This is a genomic window from Pseudomonas tensinigenes (assembly GCF_014268445.2).
GTDB lineage: Bacteria > Pseudomonadota > Gammaproteobacteria > Pseudomonadales > Pseudomonadaceae > Aquipseudomonas > Aquipseudomonas tensinigenes.
In genome coordinates this window covers 3,850,081-3,876,726 of the sequence record NZ_CP077089.1, presented here as the reverse complement: position 1 = coordinate 3,876,726, position 26,646 = coordinate 3,850,081, and the positions used below count along the sequence as shown (strand labels likewise).

At 55.3% G+C, this 26,646-nt stretch carries 25 protein-coding genes; 13 read left to right on the top strand and 12 right to left on the bottom strand.

What is annotated here, in order from left to right; all coding sequences use genetic code 11:
* The first annotated feature begins 93 nt into the window (after positions 1–93).
* From HU718_RS17135 to HU718_RS17115, 5 genes are all read left to right on the top strand, one after another.
* Positions 94–507: a PaaI family thioesterase gene (locus HU718_RS17135; protein WP_016984875.1), complete on the top strand. Its 414-nt coding sequence runs from the start codon at positions 94–96 to the stop codon at positions 505–507.
* A 242-nt stretch (positions 508–749) separates the two neighbouring features.
* A complete protein-coding gene (locus HU718_RS17130; RefSeq protein ID WP_186616088.1) occupies positions 750–2,162 on the top strand; it encodes a hypothetical protein in 1,413 nt (470 codons plus the stop codon).
* A 39-nt stretch (positions 2,163–2,201) separates the two neighbouring features.
* Positions 2,202–4,715 carry a dynamin family protein gene (locus tag HU718_RS17125; RefSeq protein ID WP_225936806.1) on the top strand — a complete coding sequence of 838 codons (2,514 nt, stop codon included), beginning with the start codon at positions 2,202–2,204 and terminating at the stop codon, positions 4,713–4,715.
* The gene (locus HU718_RS17120; RefSeq protein ID WP_186616087.1) at positions 4,712–5,617 is read left to right on the top strand and encodes a diguanylate cyclase regulator RdcB family protein; all 906 of its coding nucleotides are present in this window, start codon (positions 4,712–4,714) and stop codon (positions 5,615–5,617) included. Before HU718_RS17125 ends, HU718_RS17120 begins: the two co-directional genes overlap by 4 nt.
* A gap of 11 nt (positions 5,618–5,628) precedes the next feature.
* Positions 5,629–6,702, top strand: coding sequence for a patatin-like phospholipase family protein (locus tag HU718_RS17115; RefSeq protein ID WP_225936805.1), 1,074 nt, complete (start codon positions 5,629–5,631; stop codon positions 6,700–6,702).
* Positions 6,703–6,793: 91 nt separating this feature from the next.
* On the opposite strand, the gene HU718_RS17110 is transcribed toward HU718_RS17115, so the two are convergent.
* Positions 6,794–8,653, bottom strand: coding sequence for an ABC transporter ATP-binding protein (locus HU718_RS17110; protein ID WP_150707927.1), 1,860 nt, complete (start codon positions 8,651–8,653; stop codon positions 6,794–6,796).
* Between the two features lie 235 nt (positions 8,654–8,888).
* On the opposite strand from HU718_RS17110, the gene HU718_RS17105 reads away from it, so the two are divergent.
* The gene (locus HU718_RS17105) at positions 8,889–9,083 is read left to right on the top strand and encodes a hypothetical protein (RefSeq protein ID WP_150707928.1); all 195 of its coding nucleotides are present in this window, start codon (positions 8,889–8,891) and stop codon (positions 9,081–9,083) included.
* A gap of 10 nt (positions 9,084–9,093) precedes the next feature.
* Here HU718_RS17105 and HU718_RS17100 read toward each other — a convergent pair whose 3' ends face one another.
* Positions 9,094–10,080: an alpha/beta hydrolase gene (locus HU718_RS17100; protein ID WP_186616085.1), complete on the bottom strand. Its 987-nt coding sequence runs from the start codon at positions 10,078–10,080 to the stop codon at positions 9,094–9,096.
* Positions 10,080–10,520: a tryptophan-rich sensory protein TspO gene (gene tspO / locus HU718_RS17095; protein ID WP_186616084.1), complete on the bottom strand. Its 441-nt coding sequence runs from the start codon at positions 10,518–10,520 to the stop codon at positions 10,080–10,082. Before tspO ends, HU718_RS17100 begins: the two co-directional genes overlap by 1 nt.
* 142 nt (positions 10,521–10,662) lie before the next feature.
* On the opposite strand from tspO, the gene HU718_RS17090 reads away from it, so the two are divergent.
* Positions 10,663–10,929 (top strand): DUF6555 family protein, encoded by a 267-nt coding sequence (locus HU718_RS17090; RefSeq protein WP_225936804.1) that lies wholly within the window; start codon positions 10,663–10,665, stop codon positions 10,927–10,929.
* 118 nt (positions 10,930–11,047) lie between these two features.
* On the opposite strand, the gene HU718_RS17085 is transcribed toward HU718_RS17090, so the two are convergent.
* Positions 11,048–11,497, bottom strand: a complete 450-nt coding sequence (locus HU718_RS17085; protein ID WP_186616083.1) for a GNAT family N-acetyltransferase — start codon at positions 11,495–11,497, stop codon at positions 11,048–11,050.
* 160 nt (positions 11,498–11,657) lie between these two features.
* On the opposite strand from HU718_RS17085, the gene HU718_RS17080 reads away from it, so the two are divergent.
* A complete protein-coding gene (locus HU718_RS17080) occupies positions 11,658–13,577 on the top strand; it encodes a tyrosine-protein phosphatase (protein WP_186616082.1) in 1,920 nt (639 codons plus the stop codon).
* Positions 13,578–14,273: 696 nt separating this feature from the next.
* Here HU718_RS17080 and HU718_RS17075 read toward each other — a convergent pair.
* The gene (locus tag HU718_RS17075) at positions 14,274–15,245 is read right to left on the bottom strand and encodes an AraC family transcriptional regulator (protein WP_186616081.1); all 972 of its coding nucleotides are present in this window, start codon (positions 15,243–15,245) and stop codon (positions 14,274–14,276) included.
* Positions 15,246–15,505: 260 nt separating this feature from the next.
* Here HU718_RS17075 and HU718_RS17070 point away from each other — a divergent pair, with 260 nt between their 5' ends.
* Entirely contained in the window at positions 15,506–16,309 is an 804-nt protein-coding gene (locus tag HU718_RS17070; RefSeq protein ID WP_186616080.1) for a 2OG-Fe(II) oxygenase, read from the top strand.
* A 284-nt stretch (positions 16,310–16,593) separates the two neighbouring features.
* Here the strand turns inward: HU718_RS17070 and HU718_RS17065 are convergent, their stop codons facing one another.
* From HU718_RS17065 to HU718_RS17050, 4 genes are all read right to left on the bottom strand, one after another.
* Positions 16,594–18,138: a DNA polymerase gene (locus HU718_RS17065; protein WP_186616079.1), complete on the bottom strand. Its 1,545-nt coding sequence runs from the start codon at positions 18,136–18,138 to the stop codon at positions 16,594–16,596.
* Positions 18,131–19,990 carry an RNA-directed DNA polymerase gene (locus HU718_RS17060; protein WP_186616078.1) on the bottom strand — a complete coding sequence of 620 codons (1,860 nt, stop codon included), beginning with the start codon at positions 19,988–19,990 and terminating at the stop codon, positions 18,131–18,133. The genes HU718_RS17065 and HU718_RS17060 overlap by 8 nt, the downstream gene beginning before the upstream one ends.
* A gap of 244 nt (positions 19,991–20,234) precedes the next feature.
* On the bottom strand, positions 20,235–20,597 hold the full coding sequence (locus HU718_RS17055) for a DUF6124 family protein (RefSeq protein WP_186616077.1): 363 nt from the start codon (positions 20,595–20,597) through the stop codon (positions 20,235–20,237).
* 461 nt (positions 20,598–21,058) lie between these two features.
* Positions 21,059–21,619, bottom strand: a complete 561-nt coding sequence (locus HU718_RS17050; protein WP_186616076.1) for a hypothetical protein — start codon at positions 21,617–21,619, stop codon at positions 21,059–21,061.
* Between the two features lie 189 nt (positions 21,620–21,808).
* Here HU718_RS17050 and HU718_RS17045 point away from each other — a divergent pair, with 189 nt between their 5' ends.
* Entirely contained in the window at positions 21,809–22,174 is a 366-nt protein-coding gene (locus HU718_RS17045) for an avidin-fold protein (protein ID WP_186616075.1), read from the top strand.
* Between the two features lie 33 nt (positions 22,175–22,207).
* Here HU718_RS17045 and HU718_RS17040 read toward each other — a convergent pair whose 3' ends face one another.
* The gene (locus tag HU718_RS17040) at positions 22,208–22,843 is read right to left on the bottom strand and encodes a TetR/AcrR family transcriptional regulator (RefSeq protein WP_186616074.1); all 636 of its coding nucleotides are present in this window, start codon (positions 22,841–22,843) and stop codon (positions 22,208–22,210) included.
* Between the two features lie 131 nt (positions 22,844–22,974).
* On the opposite strand from HU718_RS17040, the gene HU718_RS17035 reads away from it, so the two are divergent.
* The 3 genes from HU718_RS17035 (at position 22,975) to msrA (ending at position 25,254) form a co-directional block, all read left to right on the top strand.
* Entirely contained in the window at positions 22,975–24,192 is a 1,218-nt protein-coding gene (locus HU718_RS17035) for an MFS transporter (protein WP_186616073.1), read from the top strand.
* A 176-nt stretch (positions 24,193–24,368) separates the two neighbouring features.
* The gene (locus tag HU718_RS17030) at positions 24,369–24,662 is read left to right on the top strand and encodes a hypothetical protein (RefSeq protein ID WP_186616072.1); all 294 of its coding nucleotides are present in this window, start codon (positions 24,369–24,371) and stop codon (positions 24,660–24,662) included.
* Between the two features lie 85 nt (positions 24,663–24,747).
* A complete protein-coding gene (gene msrA, locus HU718_RS17025) occupies positions 24,748–25,254 on the top strand; it encodes a peptide-methionine (S)-S-oxide reductase MsrA (protein ID WP_186616071.1) in 507 nt (168 codons plus the stop codon).
* A 105-nt stretch (positions 25,255–25,359) separates the two neighbouring features.
* Here the strand turns inward: msrA and HU718_RS17020 are convergent, their stop codons facing one another.
* Together HU718_RS17020 and HU718_RS17015 are read right to left on the bottom strand one after the other, a co-directional pair.
* The gene (locus tag HU718_RS17020; protein WP_186616070.1) at positions 25,360–25,833 is read right to left on the bottom strand and encodes a DUF2059 domain-containing protein; all 474 of its coding nucleotides are present in this window, start codon (positions 25,831–25,833) and stop codon (positions 25,360–25,362) included.
* Between the two features lie 58 nt (positions 25,834–25,891).
* Positions 25,892–26,605, bottom strand: coding sequence for a DUF695 domain-containing protein (locus HU718_RS17015; protein ID WP_225936803.1), 714 nt, complete (start codon positions 26,603–26,605; stop codon positions 25,892–25,894).
* Positions 26,606–26,646: the final 41 nt, after the last annotated feature.

Sequence of the window (26,646 nt, the reverse complement as noted above, 5' to 3'; positions counted from 1 at the left end):
CTTCCCCCGTTACATCATTCCCCATAAACCTTCCAACTGAATCGAAGTATTCAGCTCAATGACGCCGGTGAGTCGCCGGCACACGGAGGGACCATGGACGCCACCGCAATTCCCGAGGGATTCACCCCATTCAGCCGCAGCAGCCCGTTGCTGGATTTGCTGGGCCCGATCTACGCGCGCGGCAGCGGGCTGCAATTGGAGCTGGGTTTATTGACTGACTCACGCCATGCCAACGGCCGTGGCACCTTGCATGGCGGGGTATTGGCGACATTGGCCGATGTCGGGATGGGTTACGCCATGGCCTTTTCCAGCGACCCTCCACAGCCATTGATCACCGCGAGCATGACCCTGGATTATCTCGGCGCGGTAAAAATGAATGAGTGGCTGGAGGTACGTCTGGAGTACTCGAAAAAGGGACGTCAATTGGCGTTTGCTGCAGTTAGTTTGAATGTTGGTGAGCGAACGGTTGCGCGGGCCAGTGCGGTGTTTGCGGTGCCGATGGGTTGAAAGTGAGTATTCATCAAAGCGTTGGTCACTGTGCCATTAATCCTTGCGCCACTGCATCTTTTGGCGCACCCGTTGAAACTCGTACGGTAAGCCAATCAGGGCCGTTGCTGATTGAGTTTCGGCCGCGTCGATAAAACTTTGGTCGGTGTCTGGTGTGATGGCATTTCGATGTCTTCCTGTGCATAATCGGGCGCCGCTGCCAAAGCAGACTGAAGTGGAATCATGGGAAAGGGAGCGCCTTCGTGCGCCTTTTCGACATCATATTGGCGATCTTGGAGATGGATCGGCCAGCCAGTTTCAGTCAGTCGCGAGCAGCTTTGAGATCGAAAGGAATCAGCATGACGCAGAGGGTGGTGCAAACGATTTCTCGTGCCTGGTCGCGCATGGGAGAGCTGAGTCGACTTCGGACTCCGTCCCAACGCAGTGAATACATCGTTGAAGGTTTCGCCGATGACCGGGTGATCGTATTGGTCGCCTCCAAGCGCCACGTCCTGCTCAGATCGGCGTTCGAAGCTGCGCTGAATTACCTTCACCAACACAGCCATGGGATTGAAAGTCCGTGCCTGATCAAGTCGAACAATGATCCGACGCTATCCGGCCCGCTCTGTCGTGCCAGTAGAGTTACGTTGAGCGGAGCGTACGGCACGCGAAACATCAATTACGTACTGCCAATTCTGCAAGCACTCGGCGTGGTCGATATTCGCACATCGACGCCTAATGCTGTCTGGCTCGTGACGCCTCTCGCAGCCAATGATCTTTCATTTTCGAACCCGGTACGACGAGTCGGGAAGGGTTTGCTCACTGCCAGGCAATTTGATTTTGCTCAGTATCTGAGCGGTTTATGGACAGGTGCAGCAGGTTCGTTTTCGCATCGCTACAAGGTCAGTAGGCACCATTCCTGGAAAGACTGGAGAGCTCGGCATGGCGCCAGCGATTGGTGGTGCCAGAGCTTGAGCCAGGCGAATCAACACTATTGCTGGCCTGAAAAAGCCGCACCGCATGATTTTGCGAGTATTGCAGCTGAGCTGCGCAAGAGCCTGGCGGCCAATGATGATGCTGCAGCGTTGGTTGCGTGCAAGGCGATCTTTGCCTGGGGGGGCGTAGCGCGAAAGGCTGACGATGCTTCTTTGCAGTGTGTCGAGTCGCAGGCGGCAGCCAAGACCTTGTGCCGTTCAATCCGCAGGGCCGTTAAGTTGCTTGACCGCGCATGTGCAGACCCGCTGGACGATTTCAACGGAAAAACACTGTTGATGAATTCGGCGATGACCAAGATCTATGCCGCCGCGGCGCCGGACAGCTTGATTATTTATGACGGTCGTGTGGGTGCGGCATTGGGGTTGTTGGCGCGCACTTGGCTTTTGGCAAATGCTGAGCGCACGGTTCCTGCGGATTTGGCATTTCGCTGGGGCCCGAATACCAAGACCGCGAACCAAAAGGATGAAACGAGAAATCCTTCGCAAGACCTCTTCATTTTCACAAGCCTCTATACCACCTCCAGCGACATTCCTGCACGCAACAGGGAGTGGGCTGAGCTTGTGCGGATGAGCAGCCGCTTGCTGTGGACTACGGGCCAAATGCTGCGCGCTCAGGGTTTCCCCGTGACATTAAGTATGTTGGAGCGTTCGTTGTTTATGTTGGGGTACGACGTTCGCTGATAGCACACCGTGAGTTTTCAAGTTTCTGAGGCGTTGGCCATGTTCCCTTCGTTATTTGATGCAGTGACAGCTGTTGTGAGTAAAGCATTGGCAGATTCAAGGACCACAATCCGGGCCGCTAATTTTCAAGGAGATCAGATGTACGAGCAAAATATCGAACTGCTGCGCGAAGAATCCCTGCGTTTGCTTGAAGTGGAAATCGATCTGCTGCAACGAATGAAGGATGCAGACGGCGTCGTGGTTGATGAGCACGGTCATGAGCACCAGACGTTTACCCAGGCCAGCATCCAGAAAGATTTGCAAATGCTCCGGGGTGAAGCAGACAAGCTTCAGCGCCTGGAAATGGTGCTGGCCGTCGTAGGCACGATGAAGGCAGGTAAATCGACGACGATTAACGCCATTGTCGGCACCGAGGTGCTGCCAAATCGAAATCGTCCGATGACCGCTCTACCGACGCTTATTCGTCATACCCCCGGCCAGATCGAACCTGTTTTGCGTCTGGAAAACATCGGCCCGATCAACAGTGTCGTAGCTGAGTTGCATGAGTTGTTGCGTGACCCCGCCGGGCAACAATTGCCCTACGAACTGATTGACGACAAGGATATGCAGTCCCTGCTGCGGCTAATTGACGAGAATCAGCGGTTTGACAACTGCTATCAGGGTCCTGAGGCCATTTTTTGGTTCCTCAGAAGCTTGAATGACCTAGTGCGCGTAGCGCTCGAGTTGGGCGTGGACTTCCCATTTGATAGCTATGACGAAATTCACGAAATCCCCGCTATTGAAGTCGAGTTTTCCCATTTGGCCGCAATGCCAGAAGGTTTGGGCCGTTTGACCTTGCTCGACACGCCCGGCCCGAATGAAGCCGGCCAGCAGCATCTTCGCAAAATGCTTGGCGAGCAACTGAAAAACGCCTCGGCTGTTTTAGCCGTTCTGGACTTCACTCAACTCAAGTCGGATGCTGACCAGCATGTGCGCCAGGAGTTGGAGCGAATCGCAGATGTAGCTCAAGGGCGGATGTTTGCGCTCGTCAACAAGTTCGATGAGAAAGATCGCAACAGTGATGATGAGGCGCAGACCAAACGCCTTGTTGCTGATTCATTGATGGAGGGTCGACTACAGCATTCTCAGGTATTCCCCGTATCGTCAAAATTCGGCGATCTTGCCAACCGTGCACGACGCGAGTTGGCACTCAATGGCTGCTTGCCGACGATTGTCGGCGAGCAGAACGCCTGGGTGGAGGACTTCGGTAAAGCAGCGTTCGGCATGCTTTGGACGAGCATGGTGACAAATCCGGAGGCTGTGAAAACAGCGGCCAACGCACTCTGGAATGCCTCGTTGTTCGCGGCCCCTCTGGATCAGATCATTCGTAAAGCCCACGCCGGCGCTGCGACACTTGCCGTGGCTTCTGCTGCCGCCAAGCTCGCTGACATCGCGGCCAGATTGAACAACTTTCTCTCTGTTCGAGATGCTGCGCTGGGAAAGGGCGTAGAAGAATTGAGCGAGCAGATCAATTCTCTACGCAATGACATAGAGCGCATCAGCGGCCTGGAAGCCAAGACGCGAAAGGATGCCGAGCGTGCCTTGCAAGCCATTGATGGAAAGATGGACAAGGTCTTTTCTGAAATTCGTGCCGCCATCAGCGACCAGATTCAAGAGGGATTCAAAGCGGGCAAGGAAACCGAGGAGCAACAACCTCAGGAGCGCAAAAGAGATTCACTGACCGGGCTGCTCTCTATGCTTACAGGTGCGGCTAGCCAGCGGAGGCTGGAAAGACGACGGACGAGCTACGGCTATGAGTTTGATGAAAATACGCCTGTCATCAAACTCAGCGATCGCGAAAAAGCTAAAGAGATTACGCAAGGTATCGAGAACGGCGTCCGCGAGATAATCACGCTCAATGAGAGACGTCTGGTCGCAGAGACTGAACTCATTCTGAGAGATTTTCATGTCTTGTTCGAGCAAGGCATTTCAACTCAAGCCAGTGAGATTATCAGTCAACTCAACCAGCGCCTGAACCGTAGCGGCTTTGCCATTGCAATCAAACTACCACCCATGCCAGCGCTTTCAATGCGACCTTCCAGTGGAGAAGTGTTGGGTGAGGTCATCGAAAATAAGCAGCGCAGTGTGCGCCGTCGGCGTCGAGCCGGTGGCTTGTGGGGGGGCATTTGCAGCTTCTTCGACACAGATGACTGGGGTTGGGAAACCTATTCATCAAAAGAAGAATACTTTGAAATCGACGTCAATAAGGTGAAGGCCTCCATCGAAAAGTCTGTCGCCGATCTGTTCGCTGGTTTGGCGAGTGCCACGGTCGAGACTATCGCCAAGCCACTGGAGGCCAGTGTTGACAACTTCTTTGATGAACTCAGGCTCACCGTCGAGTCCATCCGCAGCGACCTGAATCAAAGTATTCGCGACAAACAGTCCGATCAAGGGCAGCAGCAAAGACTGGGTGAACTGCTGGCAGGCTTCAAGCGCCATGTGCCTGGTATTCAAAAGGACAGTGATGCGCTCAAACGTGACGTCCCTTCCGCGGGCGTTGAGGTGGCGGCATGAGTGAGCAGACCCCGATTTCACCCGGCTCGGATATCTGCCAGACACTGACGTGTCTGCCCGAAAAATTCGTGGTGGACTTTGCCAACGGCATTGATGTCGCGCGTGAACGCCAACGTTACATGGCCAAGCGGGATGGATTTTTCGCTCGCCTTTACGACGGCTTTACCGGTCAGGGTGATCGCAATCAGGCTGAGATCAACGCAAGCCTCACCGATGGTGTGGAAGGGGCGTTGAACTGGCTGAAAGACTTGAGCGAGTCGTTGGCAAAAGGCAACCATGCGATTGTTCAAGTCAACAACCGGGTCAATGCGCTCAAGCGTGACGTCGCCACCCTCGTCGATTTTTCGATAGAGAGCCGCCAGGCCATTAATCTGCTTTCGCAACGCCTGGACGAACGATGTGATGATCTGGATCGCAATGTCGCCAGGATTGACCGGTTACAGCAGGCACACTTGCATCTGGACGATGTTTTCGGCAAGTGGGGAGCAGGGCGGTTCAACATGTTCACGCTGTCCGGGCGCTGCTATGCAGCACTTGAAGAACTGCGGTGGGGGGCGTTTGGCGACTATTGCCAGACAGTGTCCGGGCACGAACGACAAAAACAGCTTGAGCGTCTGGCCAATCAGGCAATCATTCAGATAAACAAGGATGCGGGAATCAGTCAGGGCGAGCGTATCGCGACTCGCGACCGATGGCTGGCTCGTCCTGTTGGCGGTGTCGTGTCTGCTGACGGCGAAGATGCTATCCGTTATCTGGGTGACTGGACGGATCCTTATTCCACACCGTTCGCGTTTGCGGCGTCGCAGACGCCCGAAGAGTTGCCTGTGCATTTGCCCCGCATCATTGGTGCGCCACGTGTGACAGAGGCCATGATCAGTGAGCTGTTTCTGGAGGCTTCGTGATGGATACGCCCATGAAAGTTGGCCTGGTGCTCTCTGGTGGCGGGGCAAAGGGAGCTTATCAGGTCGGTGTGCTCAAAGCCTTGCGCGAACTCGGCACCCGTATCGACGCAGTTTCAGGGGCCAGCATTGGCGCTCTCAACGGCGGCGTTCTGGCTTCTTCTCCATCGCTGGATGTTGCTGTCGAGCGCCTTGAGGCTGTCTGGGAAAGATTGGCCAATGACTCCCCGTTGAGCATGAAAGCGCCTGGATATCTGGCGCTGTTGGCTGCAGCGGGCCTGCGGATTCAGGGGGCAGGGGCTGTGCTCGGGCTTGTTCACGCCGTGAAGAAAATAGCGGGCGCCTTCGAGTTCGAGTTGCCGAGCTGGCTTGATGGGCTAGACGAAGGCTTGCTGGACGACCAACCGTTGAAGCAACTGATGGATGAGTTTCTCGACAGCAAGCAGCTAGCGACAGGGCTGCCGCTCTATGTGTCGTTGTATCGCAGCAACGGTGGCCTGCAGGACTTGGCGTCAGCATTCATCGCCGAGCTGGGGCTGAGCAATACACCGGATTCGGAATTCGTGCATATACAGTCCCTCCCGGAAGACGAGCGCAAACAGGCTTTGCTGGCTTCTGCTGCAATCCCGCTATTGTTCGCCTCGCGCAAACAGGGTGCGAAGCGTTTCTCGGACGGCGGTCAAGGTGGCTGGCAGACGATGCAGGGCAACACGCCAATCACCCCTTTGCTGGAAGCCGGATGCAACCTGGTGATCGTCACTCACCTGAGTGATGGTTCTCCATGGAGCCGTCAACGATTTCCGGAGGCGACCATCCTGGAAATTCGTCCCCAGCAAAGCCTGAACCGAGCGACCGGTCTCATGAGCGGTGCTCAGGACCTGCTCGGTTTTGATGTCGACAAGATCCCGACCTGGATCGAGCAGGGTTATCAGGACACGCTGCATTGTGTTGGCCGAGTCATGAAGGCTCAGCAAAGCCGCGATCAACTGCGGGGCGCGCAGGCGGCTCTTGCAAGTATCGCCAGTGAGTCCGCAGGCGCCGATGACACACTGGCTGATGCGATGGCGCGGTTGTCGAAGCAGCCCTGACAAGGAGTTTATTCTGGAAGAGTAAAGGGCTTGAATGTCCGCTTCAGCCGAAGGCAATCGTTCATGAGCGATTGCCTTCGGTCCTTCACCCTCAAGCCTGATCCATCGCCGCCGCCACACCCTGATCCTCACCCAGAAACCCACCACTCTGATGCTGCCAGAGCCGCGCATAAATGCCGTTTCTGTTCAGCAACTCAGTGTGCGTCCCTTGCTCGATAATCCGCCCCTCGTCCATGACAATCAGTCGATCCATCGCCGCAATCGTCGACAACCGATGCGCAATAGCGATGACGGTCTTACCCTGCATCATTTCATCAAGACTTTCCTGAATGGCCACTTCGACTTCCGAATCCAGCGCACTGGTGGCTTCGTCGAGCAGCAGGATCGGCGCGTTCTTCAGCATCACCCGAGCAATCGCAATGCGTTGACGCTGGCCGCCGGAGAGCTTGATGCCGCGTTCGCCGACCAGGGTGTCGTAGCCGCTGTGGCCTTGCTTGTCGCTGAGTTGGCTGATGAAACCGTCGGCCTGTGCGTTAGCGGCGGCGCGGCGGATGTCTTCGTCGGTGGCGTCCGGGCGGCCGTAGGCGATGTTGTCGCGTATCGAGCGGTGCAGCAGCGACGTGTCCTGGGTGACCATGCCGATGGCGCTGCGCAGGCTGTCTTGGCTCACCTTTGCGATGTTCTGGCCGTCGATGCGAATCTCACCACTGTCGACATCGTAGAAGCGCAGCAGCAGATTGATCAGCGTCGATTTGCCCGCACCGGAGCGGCCGACCAGGCCGATTTTTTCGCCGGGGCGGATATTCAGGCTCAAGTTGTCGAGGACCTGACGTTCGCCGTTGTAGTTGAAGTTCACCTTGTCGAACGTTACCGCGCCGCCCGCCGGCACCAGCACGGCGGCGTTCGGCGCGTCCTGCACTTTGGGGCCACGGGTGAGGGTGGCCATGCCGTCCTGGACGGTGCCGATGTTTTCGAACAGCGACGTCATCTGCCACATGATCCAGTGCGACATGCCGTTGATGCGCAGCGCCATGGCGGTAATCGCCGCCACCGCGCCGGTGCCGACCTGGCCCAGATGCCACAGCCAAAGGGCATAGCCGCCGGCACCGATAATCAGCCCGACCACCAGCGCCTGATTGACGATTTCGAACTGACTGACCAGACGCATCTGGCGAAAACCGGTGAGCTTGAAATCCTCCATCGCCGCGCGGGCGAAGTGGGCTTCACGTTTGGAATGCGAGAACAGTTTCACCGTGGTGATGTTGGTGTAGGCGTCGGCAATGCGCCCGGTCATCGATGATCGCGCATCGGCCTGTTCCTGGCCGACCTTCCCCAGGCGCGGCACAAAATAAACCATGGCCAGCCCGAATAATGCGAGCCAGGCAATGAACGGCAGCATCAGTTTCAAGGCAAAACCGCCAGCGAGGGCGATGATCGCGATGAAGTAAACGCCGATGCCCGGTGCGATTTCGATCAGGGTGAACAGGACTTCGCGCACGGCCAGCGCGGTCTGCATGACCTTGGTCGTGACCCGCCCGGAAAACTCATCGGAGAAAAACGAAAGGCTTTGTCGCAGCATCAGCCGATGGAAGTCCCAGCGCAACCGCAGCGGCAGATTGATCGCGAGGATCTGGTGCTGAACCATGGTGCGCAGCGCCACCAGCCCGATGCTGATGAACAACACGATGCCGATGCCCCACAGCACGCGACTTTCTTGCGCGTTGACCCCGCCGCCGGCCTGCCACGTCGAGAGCAGATCGACGACCTGGCCAAGAAAGGAAAACAACCAGGCTTCGTAGATCGACACACCGGCACTGAGCAGCGCCAGCGCGAGGATATAACCGCGTGCGCCACGTGTGCAGGCCCACAGGAACCGCATCAGGCCGACGGGCGGAGGTGGTGCTTCGTCGGGAGGAAATGGGTCGAGCCGTTGTTCAAACACGCGAAGCATTGTGGTCTCCGAAATGATCAGGGTCGGGGGATTTTGCCACTTAATGGCGGCTTTGAGGGATCGCACGTCACCGACTTGTCCCCACTAAGTGTTATTGCCCGGGATCACTATGTGGCAGAACCCCAAGGATCCCGGGTACATGCCGATCAGCTAAGCTATCTGCTCAGACGACTTGAGCAGTGCACGATGCAGCGAACAAATCCGGTTTCATGTTGGGAGTCGACGGGCAAAGGAAATGTTTAATTTCTTTTTGATGTTCCTGTTCGTGCTGATCCCTGCGGCGTCACTTTCACTCGACAGTTATCTTCGCTACCGAGTGGCAAAAAACCAACCGGTGAGCAAGGCGTGGAAGGGCTGCAATCATTTGCTCTCCATCCTGTTGCTCATGCAGTTGCTGGGTTTGGCGCTGTACTTCTTTTACCTCGCCTGAGCCTCAACGTTTACGCCAGTTCGTCAGGCACCTTAACGGCCTCGATGCGTGCCGAAATCCATTTCCGGCTATAGGCCAGCACGCCCTGAGCGATGGCCGTGGGGAAGTGGATAAAGCCGTGGGGCGAGGAGGGCAGCAGGTACATTTCGACCGGCGCTGATTGCGCCCAGCGCTTGGCGATGTCGAGGGTGTCGTCGCGCAGCGGATCGAGTTCACCGGCAAACAGCAGGGCGGGCGGGAAACCGCTGAAGTCGCCGTACAGAGGTGATAACGGTGGCTGACGGCGCTGTTCGTCAGTCAGGTTGGGCGTGAGCAGACGTAGCGCCTCGACCATGCCGGGGCCGTCCAGCACCAGTGTGTCGGCAGGCGCACTGCGTACGCTTGGGGTTCCGGTCAGGTCGTAGACGCCGTAATACAGCAGTGCGCCGCGGATGGGTTGCAGTAAATCGGGCCATTGCTTGAGCGTCAACAAGGTCGCCGCCGCCAGATGACCGCCCGCCGATTCACCGACCACTACAACAGGCAGACCGGCAAATTCGGCATCACTCAATACTCCGCGAGTAGCGTTGAGGCAGTCTTGCAGCAGACCTTCAATTGGCGTTGAAACCGCTAATCGATAGTCGACCGAAACCACCGTCACTTCGCAGGTATTGACGATGGCCGCGTTGAAGTTATCGTCCATCTGCGCATTGCCGATCACCCAGCCGCCACCGTGAAAATCCAGCACCACGCCTTTCGCCCGGCCCTTGGGGCGGATGATCCGCACCGGCACGTTAGCAATCAGCTTGCGCTCAGCGGTCAGGCCAAGCTTGCGCAACGCGCCCGAGCCGCCAATCTGACTCGCGCGCAACAGAGCCTGAATCAAGCGCGGCGTCAGTCGATTGCGGATCTTGAAGCGTGGCAGCCAGGCGAGCTTCCTGTTGAAGGCCCGCACCTGCGCCAACTCACGCTCACCTTGCGGCCACGGTGTTTCACTACCCCAATTGGCATTGGTCATCAGCGGTTCTTGATCAGGATAAAAAAATTCAACGCAGCGGCAACACACAGCCACGCCAGATAAGGAAACAGGATCAACCCCGTGATCAGGTCCAGTTGTATCGCCAGCACCACCATCGCCGCGACCACCAGCCACAACACGGTGAGAATCACCATCGCCGCCAACACCTGATGCGCGCCGAAGAACACCGGCGTCCACAACGTGTTCAGCGCAATCTGCGCCGCCCACAAGGCCAGCACGGTCTGGCTGCCGGGGATCAGGCTCAAGCGATAACCGGCCCAGGCCAGCAGCAGATAGATAATCGTCCAGGCCAGCGGGAATGCCCAGTTCGGCGGAGTGAAGCGAGGTTTGTTCAGCGCTTCGTACCACGGCCCCGGTTTGAACATCACGCCGGTGGTTGCCGCAGCCGCGCAGGCCAGAAGAAAGATAAAGAAGGTCATCGCCAGTCCTTGGCTGAGATCAGCCGGTAAGGGGTTTAAGAAAAGGACGCCCCGACGCGCGAAAAGTTTGCCATGAATTCCAGATTGGCCTGAGGGGCGATTCAATTTGAACTAAAAACTGACCGTCGCGTCAGGATAAACAGTGCCTTTTCCTACTGACGCGGATGAAATCATGTACACCTATCACATCGAATATCGATTCAACGGCGAGCCCAGGACTTTTCTGCTTGAGCTCAAGGAGCAGCAGTTGGCCAAGCACGAAGCCGCGATGCATCTGCTGGAACTGCACTTGGGCGACGCTGAAAACGGCCTGCTCATGCCCACCGCAGATTCAACGCCCGAGCAGATCCTCGAACATGCCGAGCGAGTAGGGATCACGCACATCAACGTGGTCAGCCAGACCAACTGACACCGGTCATTGTGGGAGCGAGCCTGCTCGCGAAAGCGCAGTGTCATCCTGCACATCGGTTGGCTGACACACCGCTATCGCGAGCAGGCTCAGTCCTACAGTGGCTCTGCCGCTCAGGTCACAACCTCTTCTGCATGATAATCGTGCGTTCGGCACCGTGATATTCGTCGCGAATTTTGTCGAATCCAAGCGTTCGGTAAAAACCTTCAGCCGTGATCGAAGAGGGCACGTGCAGCTTTTTAAGACCTTGGCTGACGGCGACAGACTGAAGCTTTTCCATCAACCGCTTACCCAGCCCTTTGCCCTGCCACGCAGGCTCGACAAACACGCTGCGCACCACGTCCTGATCAAGACTGGCGGTTGCCACGACGCGCCAATTGAAGGTCGCCACATAAACCTGACGGCTGACCATCAATGCCAGAATCGCCTGCGGTGAAAAGCTGCGCTGCACTTGCTCGATGATTTGCGCTGAATAGTCGCGTCCATTGGACTCATGCAAAGTCCTCACGATGAGTTCACTGATCACTGCTGCATCGTCGCGGGTTGCCGTTCTAATCTGAAAGTCCATTTTCGTTAATCCCTGAGACGTTACCTTCCAACGGATGGACCAATCGCGCACCCCACGGCCCGATCGCGCAGCCATTTCCGTTCAAAGCAAAACTGTCATATTCAGTATCACTTGCCTACCCATAGTGATCAGCCCAACGCTTAAACAATGAGGCTGCACCGTGTTTCAACGTCTTCTGTGTTCGCTGTCCGTACTGAGCCTGTCCATCGCCGCCGCCCACGCTGCCGAGCCCGTGCTGCTGGACACGCCGCGCCTGCAAGGCATGGACAATTTCCGCGATGTCGCCGGCACCACCACCGCGTATTCCACCGCCCACGACGGCACCATGCGCGCTGGCGTGTTCTACCGCGCCAACGCGGTAACTCCGACGGCCTCCGACCTGGCGACCCTCAACAGCCTCGGCATCAAAGCCGTCTACGACCTGCGCACCCCCAGCGAAATCGCCGCCACTCCGGACACGATGCTGAGCGGAGCGACCTACCAGAACATCGACATCATCGGCAGCACCACCTCCGGCGCGAACATCACCAACATCTCCTTCAAAAGCGCCGCCGACGCCATCGCCATGATGGAGCAGACCAACCGCGCGTTCGTCAGCGACGCTGGCATGCGCGGCCAGTTCAACAAACTGTTCAACGAACTGGCCAGCACCGACGGCGCACAACTGTTCCACTGCACCGCCGGCAAGGACCGCACCGGCTGGACCGCCGCTGTGTTGCAAAGCATCGCCGGTGTCGACAATGCGACCATCATGGCCAATTATCTGGCGACCAACGACTACACCGCCGCCCGCGTCGCCGCCACGTTGAAAGCCATGCCGCCAAGTATGGCCGCCGTGTATGAGCCGTTGCTCGGCGTCCAGGCCAGCTACTTGCAGGCCGGTCTCGACGAAGTCACCGCGCAATACGGCAGCATGGACAATTACCTCAAACAAGGCCTCGGCCTGTCGCAGGAAACCATTTACGTCCTGCGCGGCAAACTCGTCGAATACAACAGCCTGCCGGGTCAGGCGGGGCTGATCGGCAACGCCGCCGCTGGCGCCGAATTGCTTCGCCAATTGCAGAATACCGATCTGTCCGGCACCTACAGCGCCTACAACTACTACCTGCAATCGGCCATCGACGCTGGCACCCTCGGCGGTGTCGAATCCCAGGTCGGCGGCCAGGTACACGCCGACGCCGCCAGCTACCTGCTGCGCCAAAACGCAATGATCGAACAAGCCGCCGCGCCATTCGCCAGCGGCACTGACCTCAAGGTCGGCCAATACCGCCTCTGGACCACCGCGCTCGCCGGCTACCTCGGCACCGACGGCTCGGCCCACGCCGAGAGCAGCAACGAACACAGCCAAGGCCTGATGGTCGGCATCACCCAGCGCTACAGCGAACAACTCAGCGCACGCGGCGGCTTCGGTTACAGCAAGGGCAGCGTCGGCGGCGCGGGTGGTGAAGCCGATACCGACTTCACCTTCCTCAACGTCGGCGCCCGCTACGGCTTCACCAGCCTCGAACAAGGCCTGTTCCTCGATGCCAACGCCAGCGCCGGCTACGTCGACTACGACAGCAAACGCGACCTCGGCGGCGGCCTCGGCACTGCAAAAGGCGACACCCACGGCGACCTCACCGGCGCCACCGTCGCCCTCGGCTACCGCGCCCCAATCAACGGCATGACCTTCGAGCCAAGCCTCGGTTTCCGAGTCAGCCACCTAGACCTCAACGGCTTCAAAGAGAAGGGCAGCGAACTGGCCCTCGACGTCGACGACAACAGCGCCACCCGCCGCAGCGCCGTCGCCAACCTCAACGTCGCCTTCGCCCCGGTGGCGATGGGCGCATGGCAACTGGTGCCGGGCGTGCAAGTGGGTTACGAACGCACACTGGGCAACAACCAGGTCGACAGCCAAAGCCACCTGCTAGGCCTCGACATCGAACAACGCGCGGCCTTCGACAACCGCGACCAATTCAGCGGCGGCGTCAACCTCATGGCCAACCTCGGCGCCCTGAGCCTCGGCGCAGAAGTCGGCGCCAATGGCGGCGGCGACAGCCACGGCTTCAACGGCGGCCTCAAGGCCAGTTACGCGTTCTAAAACAAAACGGGGTCAAGGAAGGACGACCCCATCCAACAAACGCCCCAAAACCCAATGTGGGAGCGAGCTTGCTCGCGAAAGCGCCAGATCAGCCAACACCAACATCGACTGACCCACCGCATTCGCGAGCAAGCCCGCTCCCACACATTTGATTCCATCCGATAGCAGCCAATCAAAAGCCCCTCACCCTAACCCTCTCCCGAAGGAAGAGGGGACTGACCGCGTGGATTGGAAGAGTTACACCGACGTGGCATACCGAGTCGAGCTCAAATTTTGAAAAGCCCACCAATCGGCTCCCTCTCCCTCGGGAGAGGGATGGGCGGGCGGCGTTCCGATGAGGGGCAGCCCCACCACAAAACCTGCGAGTGTCCCTTTCGCTTGTAGGGGACTGACCGAGGCGTCTTGCGTCATGCATCGACCTGAAAGATCGAGGCGATTATGGATTCAAAGCAAGACTCTCGGGTCGGTGTAGATCTTCAATATCCCCGGCTCGGTTCCCTCTCCTTGGGGAGAGGGCTAGGGTGAGGGGAAAGCAGTTAACGCAAAATCAACTGGCCAACTCGGCCAAACGCCTCCGCGCCCACTCCTCGATCAACCGCGCCGGCGTGTCATCCCCACGCTTAGCGACCCATCGGCGGGGTGCGACGTTTAGCTAAATCTTCTCACCACAAGTTACCTTGCAAACCTGTTACCCAATCACCCCCGAGCCCGAAACTCCGCCGGACTCACCCCATAAGCCCCCTGAAAATACCGACAAAACCGCCCCACATTGCTAAACCCAAACCGCAACGCCACCTCCGTCACCGACCCCGAACCCCGCCGCTTCAAATCCTCATAAGCCCGCTCCAGCCGCACCTGCCGCTGATACGCCACAATCGACATCCCGACAAACCGCCGAAACCCTTCCTGCAATGCGCGCTGACTCACATGACTCAACCGCGCCAGATCCACGCCACTGACCAACTGCTCCGGATGCGCCTGAATAAACTCCACCGCCAACTTCACATGCTTTGGCGCAACCATCGGCGCCGGCCGCTGCAATGCCTCGGAAAAGTTATGCGGCCAAGCCTCCAGCACCGCATCGACCAACATCTCGCGCAACCGCGACGGCATCAACGTTCCGCTGTTGATCAGCAGATCAAACTCCGTCCCCGTGGCCAGATCAATCAACGCCTTGATCCCCTGAAACGCCGCCGAATTCAGATCCACACTCGGCTCAAAAACAATCTTCTGCAGAATCGGCTTATCCAATAGCGCCGATAGCCGCTCGGTGAGCTGAAGACGATTGATCGACATCCCGTGATGCGCGTGATCATCCAGAAAGCGCATCGAACGGATATCCGCCTTATCGATCGCCAGCCCCACGTGCGACATACCGATGGACTCAGTAGCGTGGTTGAAAACGATCTTGCCAGCAGTGGGAATGACGAACGTGATCTCATCCTGTGGATCGGGGAAAGCGACGGTGAAATCACCGTGATAATGCATCCGCCGAAAACTCACGCCATCATGGCGCCCGTAAACACCGCCAATAATGATGTTCGACGGCAGCGGCGGATTGTCGGCATAACGATTGCCAAACAATCGGGAAAACAGTGCACCGAAGTCGTCCGAACGGAGGTTGTCGGAGCGCAGGATGATTTGCTGGCGAACGGGAGACGGAAACACCTTGGCGGCACCTTCGGTTGGGGGCTCTAGGACTGGGGTGTAGGGCAGGGCGCCGAAGAGATTAGCAGAGGAAATATGACGCGTTTGTGACAGCTAGAAACATGCCGTAACACCGCAGCGCCACGTTTAAGCAAAGGACACTCGGCAGGCCATTGCCAACATGGCAACCTGCTCGCCACTCGACTCAGCGAACAAACAGAGGCACCGCGCCAAGCCCTGTTTGACCAGCCCTGAAAGCCATAAAGATCATCGGAGCGGCAATGCAAGCCAACATACAAACACTCCCCATCACCCTGACCCCCGAACTCGACTTCGACCAAAACGCCGCCAGCGCTTTCGGCGAATTGCTGACCCACGAATACACCCAAGCCACACCATTCCCGCACATCGTCATCGACAACTTCCTGCAAGCAGACGTCATCGCCAGCATCCGCGAACACTTCCCGGTCGAACCGACCAACAACGAACAAATCTACGAGCGCGGCTACAAAGGCCAACTCAAACGCCAGATCAGCCCCAACGCCTGCAGCCCGTACCTGAAGAACGTCTTCAACACCTTCAACTCCGCACCCATGCTGGAATTCCTCGAAAAACTCACCGGTATTCAAGGGCTGATTCCTGATCCCTACTTCGCAGGTGGTGGCCTGCACGAAACCAAAACCGGCGGCTTCCTCGGCGTGCACTCGGATTTTCGGCTGAACAAAAAGCTCAACGTTGAACGACGACTGAACGTGATCATTTACCTGACCGAGGACTGGCAGGAGGCGTACGGCGGCAACCTGGAGCTTTGGGATGTGGGGATGAAGAATTGCCTGAAGAAGGTGCTGCCGATTTATAACCGGTGTGTGATTTTCAATACGGATAAGGACAGCAATCACGGGCATCCGGAGCCGTTGACTACGCCGGAGCACATCACTCGGCGGTCGATTGCGCTTTATTACTACACGGCGAGTGGGGTGGGTGGGGAGCCGGGGCAGAGGAATAAAACGCACTATAAGCCGCGGCCGAAGGATCGGTGGAGTTTGAGGTATTACGTGAGTAAGTTGTTTAAGACGAAGAGGTGAAGGCTCATTGGCGTTCGACAAAGCCACTAATTCCTGTGAGTCGACTTGCATGCGGGGTCGAGGTCGGCCGGATCGGTGACGGTGGTGGTCAACTCCTGCTCAAGAGGCAGCTTGCCCACTAGCGCCGACGATCCCTAGTCAGTCGATGCGGACTTAAAATTAGGAAAGGCATGGTTGGAGCAGATGCTTGCCTAAGTGATCCTCATCATAATACGCATATAAGGCACCTTAAACAGACACAAACACCAAGGCTCAAAGTGTCTGTCTACTAATATTGTCGAACGTTAATTCTCAAAAAACTCACTAATTGATGCTTTTCCTTGAATTTTTCCCTCGAAATGCTCGGTCATGGTAGAGGAGAATATTTGCGCGACCGTCTCAGCGTTGAATTTTTCATCATGTTGGAAAAGTACGGCGTCATGCATTGGTACTTTGATTTGAACGTTGGTTTCGCTCCTCAGGTTTAAAAGTGTTTTTTTGAATATGAGAGATGCGGTGCCTTGTACTATTTGACTCACGGAAGATCTCTTTTCTTGTTCAGATAAAGGTCCGATTATTTCACGTTGCATATGGTTTCCTAAGGAGGTTTTGACATAGCCTTGTTGTTGAAATTCCGAATGTATAGCGACTTTCCATTTCTCGAAAACAGAGAATTTGTTAAAAAAATCTTTTGCTGCCTGTCTATTTGCACCGTAGTTTGATGCTGCATCATAAAGGCTTTGTTTTCGCATTCCGTAAGCGTATGAGAGAAATAGCCTTTTCGCCTCCTTCCGATTGGTTTTATTACCAAAAACTTCCTCTGCAACGGTTTCGTAAAGGTCGCCGCTGGCATAAAGTCTCAGGATTTCGCTGTCACCAGATAATATGCCCATTATCCCAGCTTCATACTGATCAAAGTCGACGTAGGAAAATAATTTTCCTTTATCCGGCGCTAGTATATTTCTGTGCTGTTTAGCTAGATTTTGTAATGAAGGGTCTTTGAAGTATATGCGAGAGGTGACTGAGCCGAAAACATCTGTTATAGGATATATCCTTCTTTGACTTAAAGGGATCAGGTTGAGTACCTTTCTCGATTTTGCAATTTTCATGAGCTTTAAAAGATCTATGGCGAAGTCGTCCTGCATCGGTACGAATTTTAAAACGTAGTCAACGTTTACTCCGGAAAAATCATACCCTTTTGGTTCAAGATAGTTAATGATTTCAGCGTCTGACGGTATTTCTAACGGCACATTGTATTTTGATGAGAAGGACTTCAGTGTCATGTAATAATCAAATTCAATATTTTTCTTGTGTAAGCGAAGTTTTTCTTCGTTTATTGCAATGCCTTTAGCTGCTGATTGTATTAATTGCTCTGTTATTGGTCGTTCTATCTTGATGAAGCGATCCCATTCGTCAAGTTTCTTTGCTAATATTTCTATCTCCTCTGATAGTTCTAGCAAAGCTTGGCCTATTGTAGTGAGAATGCTGTCATCTACCGCAGATTTTCGGTGGAAAATGGCAAGATATTTTTTGATCGTGTCCGCATCAACCCGCGCCTTTAACGACTGTGCAATGTCAGTTTTTTCTTTTAGTTCTCTATCGGTCTTTTTGCCAGATGTCGAGATTCGGAGTTCTTCAACGTCGGTAATGATTTTTGGTAGTTGCTGGGTTGTTCTATATATCGCTGGTGCTATTAACCAATAGTCATGACAAATGATCTCTGCATCATCCGTGACAAGTTTTTCGGCTGTCACCTCTCCAATCTGAGCTCCGTCCCATAAATAAAATAAATCATTGCCCTGTTCAGTGTAGTCGTGAATGAAAAGTAGTGCTTTTTTATTGTTATTCATAAGGACTTATTTCCTCGTAAATGCTTAAAGCGCTGGCCGGCTCTCTGTCAAGTAAAGGTATTCCATTCTCAAAGTAAGGCTTCGCGCGTAAGCCAGTCCACATAAGTTTTGTGCCAATCTTTGGTAGCAACTCGGCGACATCTTCTTTGTCGAACTCGTTTATGGCGAGAAGGAAATTTCTCTGATGATAGAAAGGCCAGTCATTGCTGAACTCTTGAATTAATGGACGAAGATGATCCGTCTCATTGGTGCAGCGTAAGTAGATAAATATGGCGGAGCATTCGGAGTGAAGTAAGTTTTCGGTAAGTTTTTTTCTGGCGAAGCCTATAATTTCATTGTTTTTGAATTTTGCTCTTGCAAGCAATAGCCATAAGTGAAAATTCTGCCAAGAATAAATAGAGCGATCATGATCTTGAAGGTAGGCGGATATTGTTTCAAGTTCATCTGAAGACGGCTTTAATGCCCATAATATGCGGCAGTACTGGTCTGTAGATGCTGCGTGGTCCTCTAAGGTTTTAATTAATAATTGCTTAAGCTCTACTGCTATGTCTGTGTGTATATCAAATAAGTTGGCTTCTGTAAGCTGAATGAGCCGATTTATGGCGAAGCGAAACTGTCTTGATTGAGACTGTTTTTCATTAATGCATTCTCGGAGTAACTGGTGAATATATTTTGCAGATCTAGCTATAACTCTTCTACTTCTGGATCGCCACATACTGTCAATTGTTTGGCTGCGGTCGTCTGAAGTGGGAAAGCTTTCACTGATTTCTTCAGTAGCGCTATTGCTGGTTAGGATATTGGTTTTTGCAGAGTTGATATTCATTCCGATTTTTCGGAGTTGATTGATTAATTCAGTCAGCGCAATTTTGGCTGCTTGTGGTGAGCTGCATATGATTCTAATGTCGTCAACGTATCTGTAGTAATCGTATTTAAGAGAAACCATGGTTTGGTCAACAGAGTTCAGGACAACATTCGCAATAAATGATGATGCATCTCGATTCTGTGGCAGGCCATGTTTTTCATTAAATCCCCAGCGACTTAAGAGTTCGCAGAGTGTATTTATTGCATTTCGTATCATTAGTTTTTTTGGCCCGGTTGCTGCGATTTTGTCTATGCTCTCTTCAAAGGCTGATCTTATTGAGTCAATTGATATGTTTTCGAAATAATTTATGAGGTCTGTTACTAGTAGGGTCTGATTGTTTTGAAGAGAGGTTTTGGTCACTCCTTCGAAAGTGGTCCAAAGATCGATGCGGCTTTTAAATATGTAGCGCTCGGATGATCTGTTCTTGTTGTATCTATGTCCAAGCACTCTATGTGACAATAATGGGTCATAATATGGGATCAGAAATGAGCAGATGGCCTGGTAAATAAAACGATCGTAAAAGTCTGTTTCTAGAGAATATCTTAACCCAATGCTTTTTTTGGGAATGTCGTACACGGTTCTAATTGCGCCTTGATATTTTCCGTTGCCATCTAGTATTAGACTCTGAAGGTTTTCATGCAGCTGTTTTTTGTTTTCAATTAAGTCTCTGTGCTGGAGGACATCAAAAAACCAATCATCTCTCATGTCTTGAGTTAAGTGTTGTAGTACTGCATCTACGTCTATGTCAAACGCTAATAATTCAATGGCTTTTTTTGGCGTGTCTTCTTTTAGGATGCCGTGAGCGATACATGTTTCTATAAGGTGATGTAATTTCTTTTTGATTTTCTTGGTTTTTAAAGTAGGGTCGTTATTTTCAATTAGATGTATGATGGAGTTTAAATCTTGTTTTACTTTCTCTGCTTTGGAGTGGGCTTCGGGATCTAAGTCAGGTCGGGTTTTATGTGCTTCACTTCCCAGTTCTTCCGACATGTCTAATTTTCTTTGGAGATTATTTTAATTTATATTTTCGATGCGCAATATTGATATTGGTTTGAGGGCTTAAATCTCACAGGAACGCAGCGTAAAAATTCCTTTAGAACTCTAGCACTTATTTGAATGTCTGCCATGGTTGTAAAAAGATGGGACAAAAAGGGGACGGATTTACTTTCAGTCTTGGTCGGCATGTCTGATCAACCTCCATGACGGTATCCCAACCGTCATGGAGGTTTTTTCGTTATTCCGTCGGCACTACGTTATCCAACGCCCGATTCACCGCCAACTCCCCAAGCATTACCACCTGCGCAATGCCTTGCAGCGTCTTGCGTGCCGGTCCCTGCACCAGCCCGATCACATCCCCAAGCATCACCGATGCCGAGCCGAGTGATTCACTGGCATTCACCAGCAATTCCTCAGTCTTGGTGTTCGGGTTGGCGATGAACATCTTGTTGGTTTGGTACGGGGTGAGCATGATTTCCGGGGCAGGGCCGAGGTAATGGGAGAGGGCGCGGTCGACGGCTTCGTTGAATTTCTTGGCGTCTGGGGATTCGTCGCCCGCAATCGGATCGATTTCTGGCGGATTCGGCGTAATTTTGAACATAGATGAAACTCCTGGGAAACGATTAAGGAGCCATCACACTTCGCTACCAAACGAGGGGTGGCGGCCATGCACAGGTTGGTAGACCGGCCCAGGAGCCCGGCGCGTCCGAGGACGCCCTACGCATGGCCACCATAAAGCGGAGATCAAAAAAACGATCTCTGCGAAAGGTGCGCAATGCGCCTGGGAAAGTCGGGCTACCAAACCCGATCACTGCTGTTCAGTGACCGACCCACAATAGAACCCGCATCCGAGGCGCACAAGCCGGCGGATTCTGGCGTAGTCGTAGGCAACGGCGCAAGGCGTTGTAGGTTGGGATGACGTAACTTGGGGTGTCTTTAAACAAAGTCCAGGAATTGCTTCAACAGGGCAGTTAGAGCTGTTTTGCGATGTCTTCGGAGAGTGGATGAGCGAGAGCCGTTTCGCGATCCATCGGGGGCAAGTCCTCTCGCTACAGGTGGGAGTTAATTCGCCAGCGAAATCAGCATGTCGATCACATTAATAGGCACATAAATCAGCGTAATCCCCGCATACGCTGTACGCGACCGAGCCACAAACGCGCCAATCGGCAACACAATCATGATCACATCCAGCAAACCCCAAAGCGCCACCGGCGATGCCTCAAACAGCGTGACATTCACGATCAGCCCCAGGCACAGATACGTGGACAGCGACAGCAATGCATAGCGCCCATCCTGTTCGAAATACACGCGCAATCCGTTCTGCTCATCCTCACTGCGGCTCGGCAGCAGCAACGCCGCCGTGACGAACAGCGACAGTGTCAGCATCACCAACAGTAGAAATTCGAGAAACGAGAAGGTCTGTTTCACCGCCGACAGTGCGTTGACGGCCCACCAGAATTGCAGCTGCATGGTAAACAGCATCACCGCCCAGACCAGTGCCACCCAATCTGGCTTGGCTACGCGGCGGATGCGGAACACCGTTAATGCGCCGAGCAGCAGGCGGGTGACGGAGAGCCCGAGGATCATTGAGAGGACGGTGGCGACGATTGGGAAGTTGCTCATCTTGCCTCTCGTGAACTCGGTTTTGGCTGTCAGGGTGTTTGGGCAGACTAGGTGGGGCGGGTAGGACCGTCAAACGTGGCTGTGCGGTTGGGTTGGCAGAAAACGGCTGTAGAGCCTTGCTGCGCGGAAGTAATGGATTAGGATGCCCGCAGGCTGGAATGGATCTTCTCGACTAAGGATGTGTGGTTTATGGAATCTGCTTTTTCGCAAGTCATCGAGCGTTTGCACAACCGTCGGTTTTCCGTGGCGAATAACGCTCAGGGCTTGTCCGATGCACGCACGGTGTTTGAATACTTCGTCGAAGGCGCGGCGGTTTGGGGGACTTATGCGGGTGGGCATATTCGCATGGGCAACCAGGTCGGGCGGGTGACCGGGCCGGACAGTATCGAGCTGCTTTATCAGTGCATCACCACGGATGGCGAGATTCGCGCGGGTTGGTCGCGGGGCGTGGTGGGGGTTGATGAGGCGGGGCGGACGACGTTGCGGTTTGTGTGGGGTTGGTTGTCGGGGGCCGAGGGTGGCGGGGAGTCGAGTTATGTTGAGGCGGCCGCGTAGCCGCCCGGTTTTTTAGCTACGCGAGCCTTTCAGTCACTGAAAATCCAATGAAGGCTGACTCACCGCCGCTACATCCCACGTCCGCATCACCTGCGTAATCGCCGCATCAATACTCTCAATCGGCGTGTCATCCCGAGCAAGGATGGAAATCCCCTGCAGGAAACTGTCGAACACCGTCGCCATGGCGGCGGCGTTCGTGTCGTCCGCTAACAGTCCTTCACTCACACCACGTTCGACACACGCCACAATCCCGGCGCGGGTTCGGGCGCGGGAGTGGGTGAGTGCTTGAGCGACGTGGGCGTTTTCCGGGCTGGGTGCGCTCATGACGCCAAGGGTGACCATGCAGCCTTTCGGGTGGCCGTCGTCGCACTGCATGCGTGCTGACTGGCGCAGTGCGGTTTCGATGGCTTGGCGTGGCGGCAGGGTTTCGTCCCATAGGCATTCGGTGACTTGGGCGAAGGTCGCCAGGTAACGCTGCACGCATTCGTCGAACAGGGCTTCTTTGGAGCCGAACGCGGCGTAGAAGCTCGGCGCGGAAATGCCGCCGCCCAGTTCAGCCTTCAACAGGGCGAGGGATGTCGAGTCGTAGCCGTGTTGCCAGAACAATTGCATGGCCTGGTCGACGGCGTTGTCGCGATTGAATGCGCGGGGGCGGCCGGTTCTGGCCATAGCAAAGACTCCTCGGAAAGTGATTTGGATACTAGTCGATACATAAGTCGTTGACAACGTGCCTCGGCTGCCGCCAGTATTTTATATCGATCGGTACGCAAGTCTGAATTTCCAAACTCAAGGAGTTTCCTGTGACACCCTCAATGACTCTATCGGCAGCGCCGAAAAGCCTGCCCATCGGCGCCTTGCTGGCGCTGGCTATGACCGGTTTTATCTGCATCGTCACCGAAACCCTGCCCGCCGGGCTGTTGCCGCTGATCAGTGATGGTCTGGCGATTTCGCCTTCCATGGCCGGGCAAATGGTCACCGCGTACGCGCTGGGCTCGGTGCTGGCGGTGATCCCGATGACCATTGCCACTCGTGGCTGGCGTCGACGCAATGTGTTGCTGCTGACCATCGTTGGTTTTCTGCTGTTCAACTCAATCACGGCGCTGTCGTCGCATTATGGCGTGACGCTGGTGGCGCGTTTCTTTGCGGGGGTGGCGGCAGGGTTGGCGTGGAGTCTGTTGGCTGGTTATGCGCGGCGCATGGTCGAGCCGGATCAACAGGGCAAGGCGTTGGCGCTGGCCATGGTCGGTACGCCGATTGCCTTGTCTTTGGGGGTGCCGCTCGGCACATGGCTGGGAGGGCTGGTCGGTTGGCGTACGACGTTCGGCATTATGTCCGGGCTGACTTTGATTTTGATCGTATGGGTGCTGGTGAAAGTCCCCGACTATCCACCACAGCCTGCGCATCAGCGCCTGTCGCTGCGCGATGTGCTGACGACGCCGGGCGTCCGACCGGTGCTGGCGGTGGTGATCAGCTGGATGCTGGCGCACAACATTCTCTACACCTACATTGCGCCGTTCGTGGCGCCGGCGGGGTTGGCCGATCGCGTGGATCTGGTGTTGCTGGTGTTCGGCATCGCCGCGCTGGCGGGGATCTGGCTGACCGCGAAACTGGTTGAGCCGCTGTTGCGCAAAACGGTGTTGGTGAGCCTCGCTACCTTCGCTGGTGTTTGCGTGGTGCTGGGATTTATGGGGCATGTGCCGCAGGTGATTTACATCGGCGTGTCGGTGTGGGGATTGAGTTTTGGCGGCGCGGCGACTTTGTTGCAGACGGCACTGGCGGATGCTGCTGGTGACGGCGCCGATGTCGCGCTGTCGTTGAATGTGGTGGCGTGGAACAGCGCGATTGCCGGCAGCGGGGTGGTCGGCGGGGTGTTGCTCGACCGCTGGGGCGTTGCCTCGTTTCCCTGGGCCATGGTGGTGCTGGTGAGCGTAGGGTTTGCCATTGCCTTCGGCGCGCGGGTGCATGGGTTCAGATCGGGGCCGCGTGTTGCTGGAGCGGTTGCGGTTGCCGGGCACTGATGCCCGGATGCGCGCACTGCGTGAGCCTCGAGGGCGACCATGGCACGCTTAGCGCTTTTGACCTGAATCTGAATGTCGTCGACGTCGGCAACCGGCCAGAAGCGTCTCATCTAAAACCGTGGCTTTGCAGCCATGTTATGGTCTCGAAACCAAAAGAAAGCCCACGGAATTCAATCATGGAACTGGTTCGACTCACCCCCGCGGCATATCACACCAACGACAGCTACTGGCGACTTTTCAAGGTCGCAGATGGTTCTGTCTACATCCTCGTTGAATGTGAAGCGTCTTTTTTGGGGTACCAGTCCATGATCAAGCTCAACGCCGAGGAAATGCGTGACTACCACGGTTTGGGCTGGTTATCGATTCAGCATCTGGCTAACCGAATCAATTACTTTGTCAGTGATTACAGCGGCCGAAGGATTACGGGTTCTTTGCTCGAGGAAGCCAATCAGGTTTCAGCGCGTCAGTAGTTCTATTGGCTCAGCCCCTTGGAATCCGCCAACCCGCCCTCATAACCATCGCTATATCCAACACCCCGAAGAGGAACGACACGCCATGACCACTCAAACCGAAACCGCCATCCTCGCTGGCGGCTGCTTCTGGGGCATGCAGGATCTGCTGCGGCGTTATCCCGGTGTGTTGCAGACCCGCGTCGGTTACAGCGGCGGCGATGTGCCGAACGCCACTTATCGCAACCATGGCGATCACGCCGAAGCCATCGAAATCACCTTCGATCCGGCGGTGATCAGCTATCGACAGATCCTCGAGTTTTTCTTCCAGATCCACGACCCGAGCACGCCAAACCGTCAGGGCAATGATCTCGGTCGCAGCTATCGCTCGGCGATTTACTACCTCAGCGAAGAACAGCGCGATGTCGCTGAAGACACGGCTGCCGATGTCGACGCCTCAAAACTGTGGCCGGGCCGCGTGGTGACTGAAATCGAACCGGCGGGGCCGTTCTGGGAAGCGGAGCCGGAGCATCAGGATTACCTTGAGCGCATTCCGAATGGCTACACCTGCCATTTCATTCGGCCGAACTGGAAGCTGCCGAAGCGCGGGTGAGGGGCACGCGCCTTTCTTTCAGCGACACTTCATTGGTTGTAAGGCTGAATGAGTTTCCGACTTCGCGGGCAAGCCCGCGAAGAGGCGAGCGCTCATGGCGCCGTTTTAGCCCTGCGCTTGATCCTTCAAATCATCCAGCGCATCGATGATTGCCTCATCGCTGTCGGCCATTGCATCTCGCATATCTTTAGCGAGGGTGCTCTGGACGGCCATGAATTTTTCGGCCAGATCGCGGCCCTTTTTCGAACTCAGGATGATCGTCATCGCCTGCTCGGGATGCTGGTTGGCGCGAGTCAGCAGGTCAAGCTCCTCGTTGTTGAAGTGATTGGCATAGATTTCCACGACCATGCCCTTCAGGTCGTCAGGATCGATGTTCTCTCGCACGACGTTGCGAATTTGCTCGTGTTCGAGCATCGGGTAGCGGGAGGCATAACCGCTGGACGCGGTCTCGACCATGCTGGTGTATTGCTTGGTCATGCCACTGGACTCGACGAACGCCTGCGCCTTGTCCTTGTTACCCCCACAACCCGCCAGCGCCGCTGCGGCCAATACAGCCAGCATAATTTTTTTCATGCTCATGAGCATTTTTCCTTGAATGATCTGTAAGTGCAGAGAGCGCCACAAGTGTCCCTGTCTCTCACTCCAAACACCGTTTCGGGGTAATGCGGATTTCTCCGGACGGGTCGGCACTATTGGCCCTCTCGGCATTGCGCGCAGGCTCTTTACGACCGCTCCATTCGACAGGATAAGGTCCGCTCGGTGCCAGCAGCGCCTGCATCCGGTTCATGAAATCAGTGTCACTTCGGGCGTAGAAGATCCACTCCCGACGGTGTTCTCCAGTGACCGTGCACACCCACTTCGCGAGCCCGTCATCCGCCGCGGCCGACAGTAAAAGGGCCTCCATCTCATTCATGCGTACAAGATCACGAGGTCGCGGCAGGAGTTTCCTGGAGGTGTAATTCCAGCGGACTCTCATCTTGAACAGCAGCGCCTGCTGCTCCGTCGCGGAAATTGAGCGAGCAGTCCGGTAACTCATGGGGCTGGGGATGTCCGGATAGTCGGACGCCTGAAAAGTGTCCTCGCCCGGCTCGGCGAGGCGCATTTGCGGGTAAAGATCTGGGCCATTGCCAAGAATGGCATTGAGTGCAGCAGCGCGTTCGTCATTACGGTCAACCACGCAGTCATCGTAAGCGGCACTGTGGCTTGGGCCTTCATCCAGGCAGGGGTCGCGTTCGATCGGCGGCGGAGGATGGGAGCAGCCCGTGTTAAGCAGAGCTGTCGATGCCAGCAGCAAAAACAGCGGCCAAGCGCGATTCAGGGTGTTTCGATTGTCGGGTTTAACGTCATTCACAACATGCCTTCCTTGGGAGGGGCGAGTACTGGTTTGGAGTG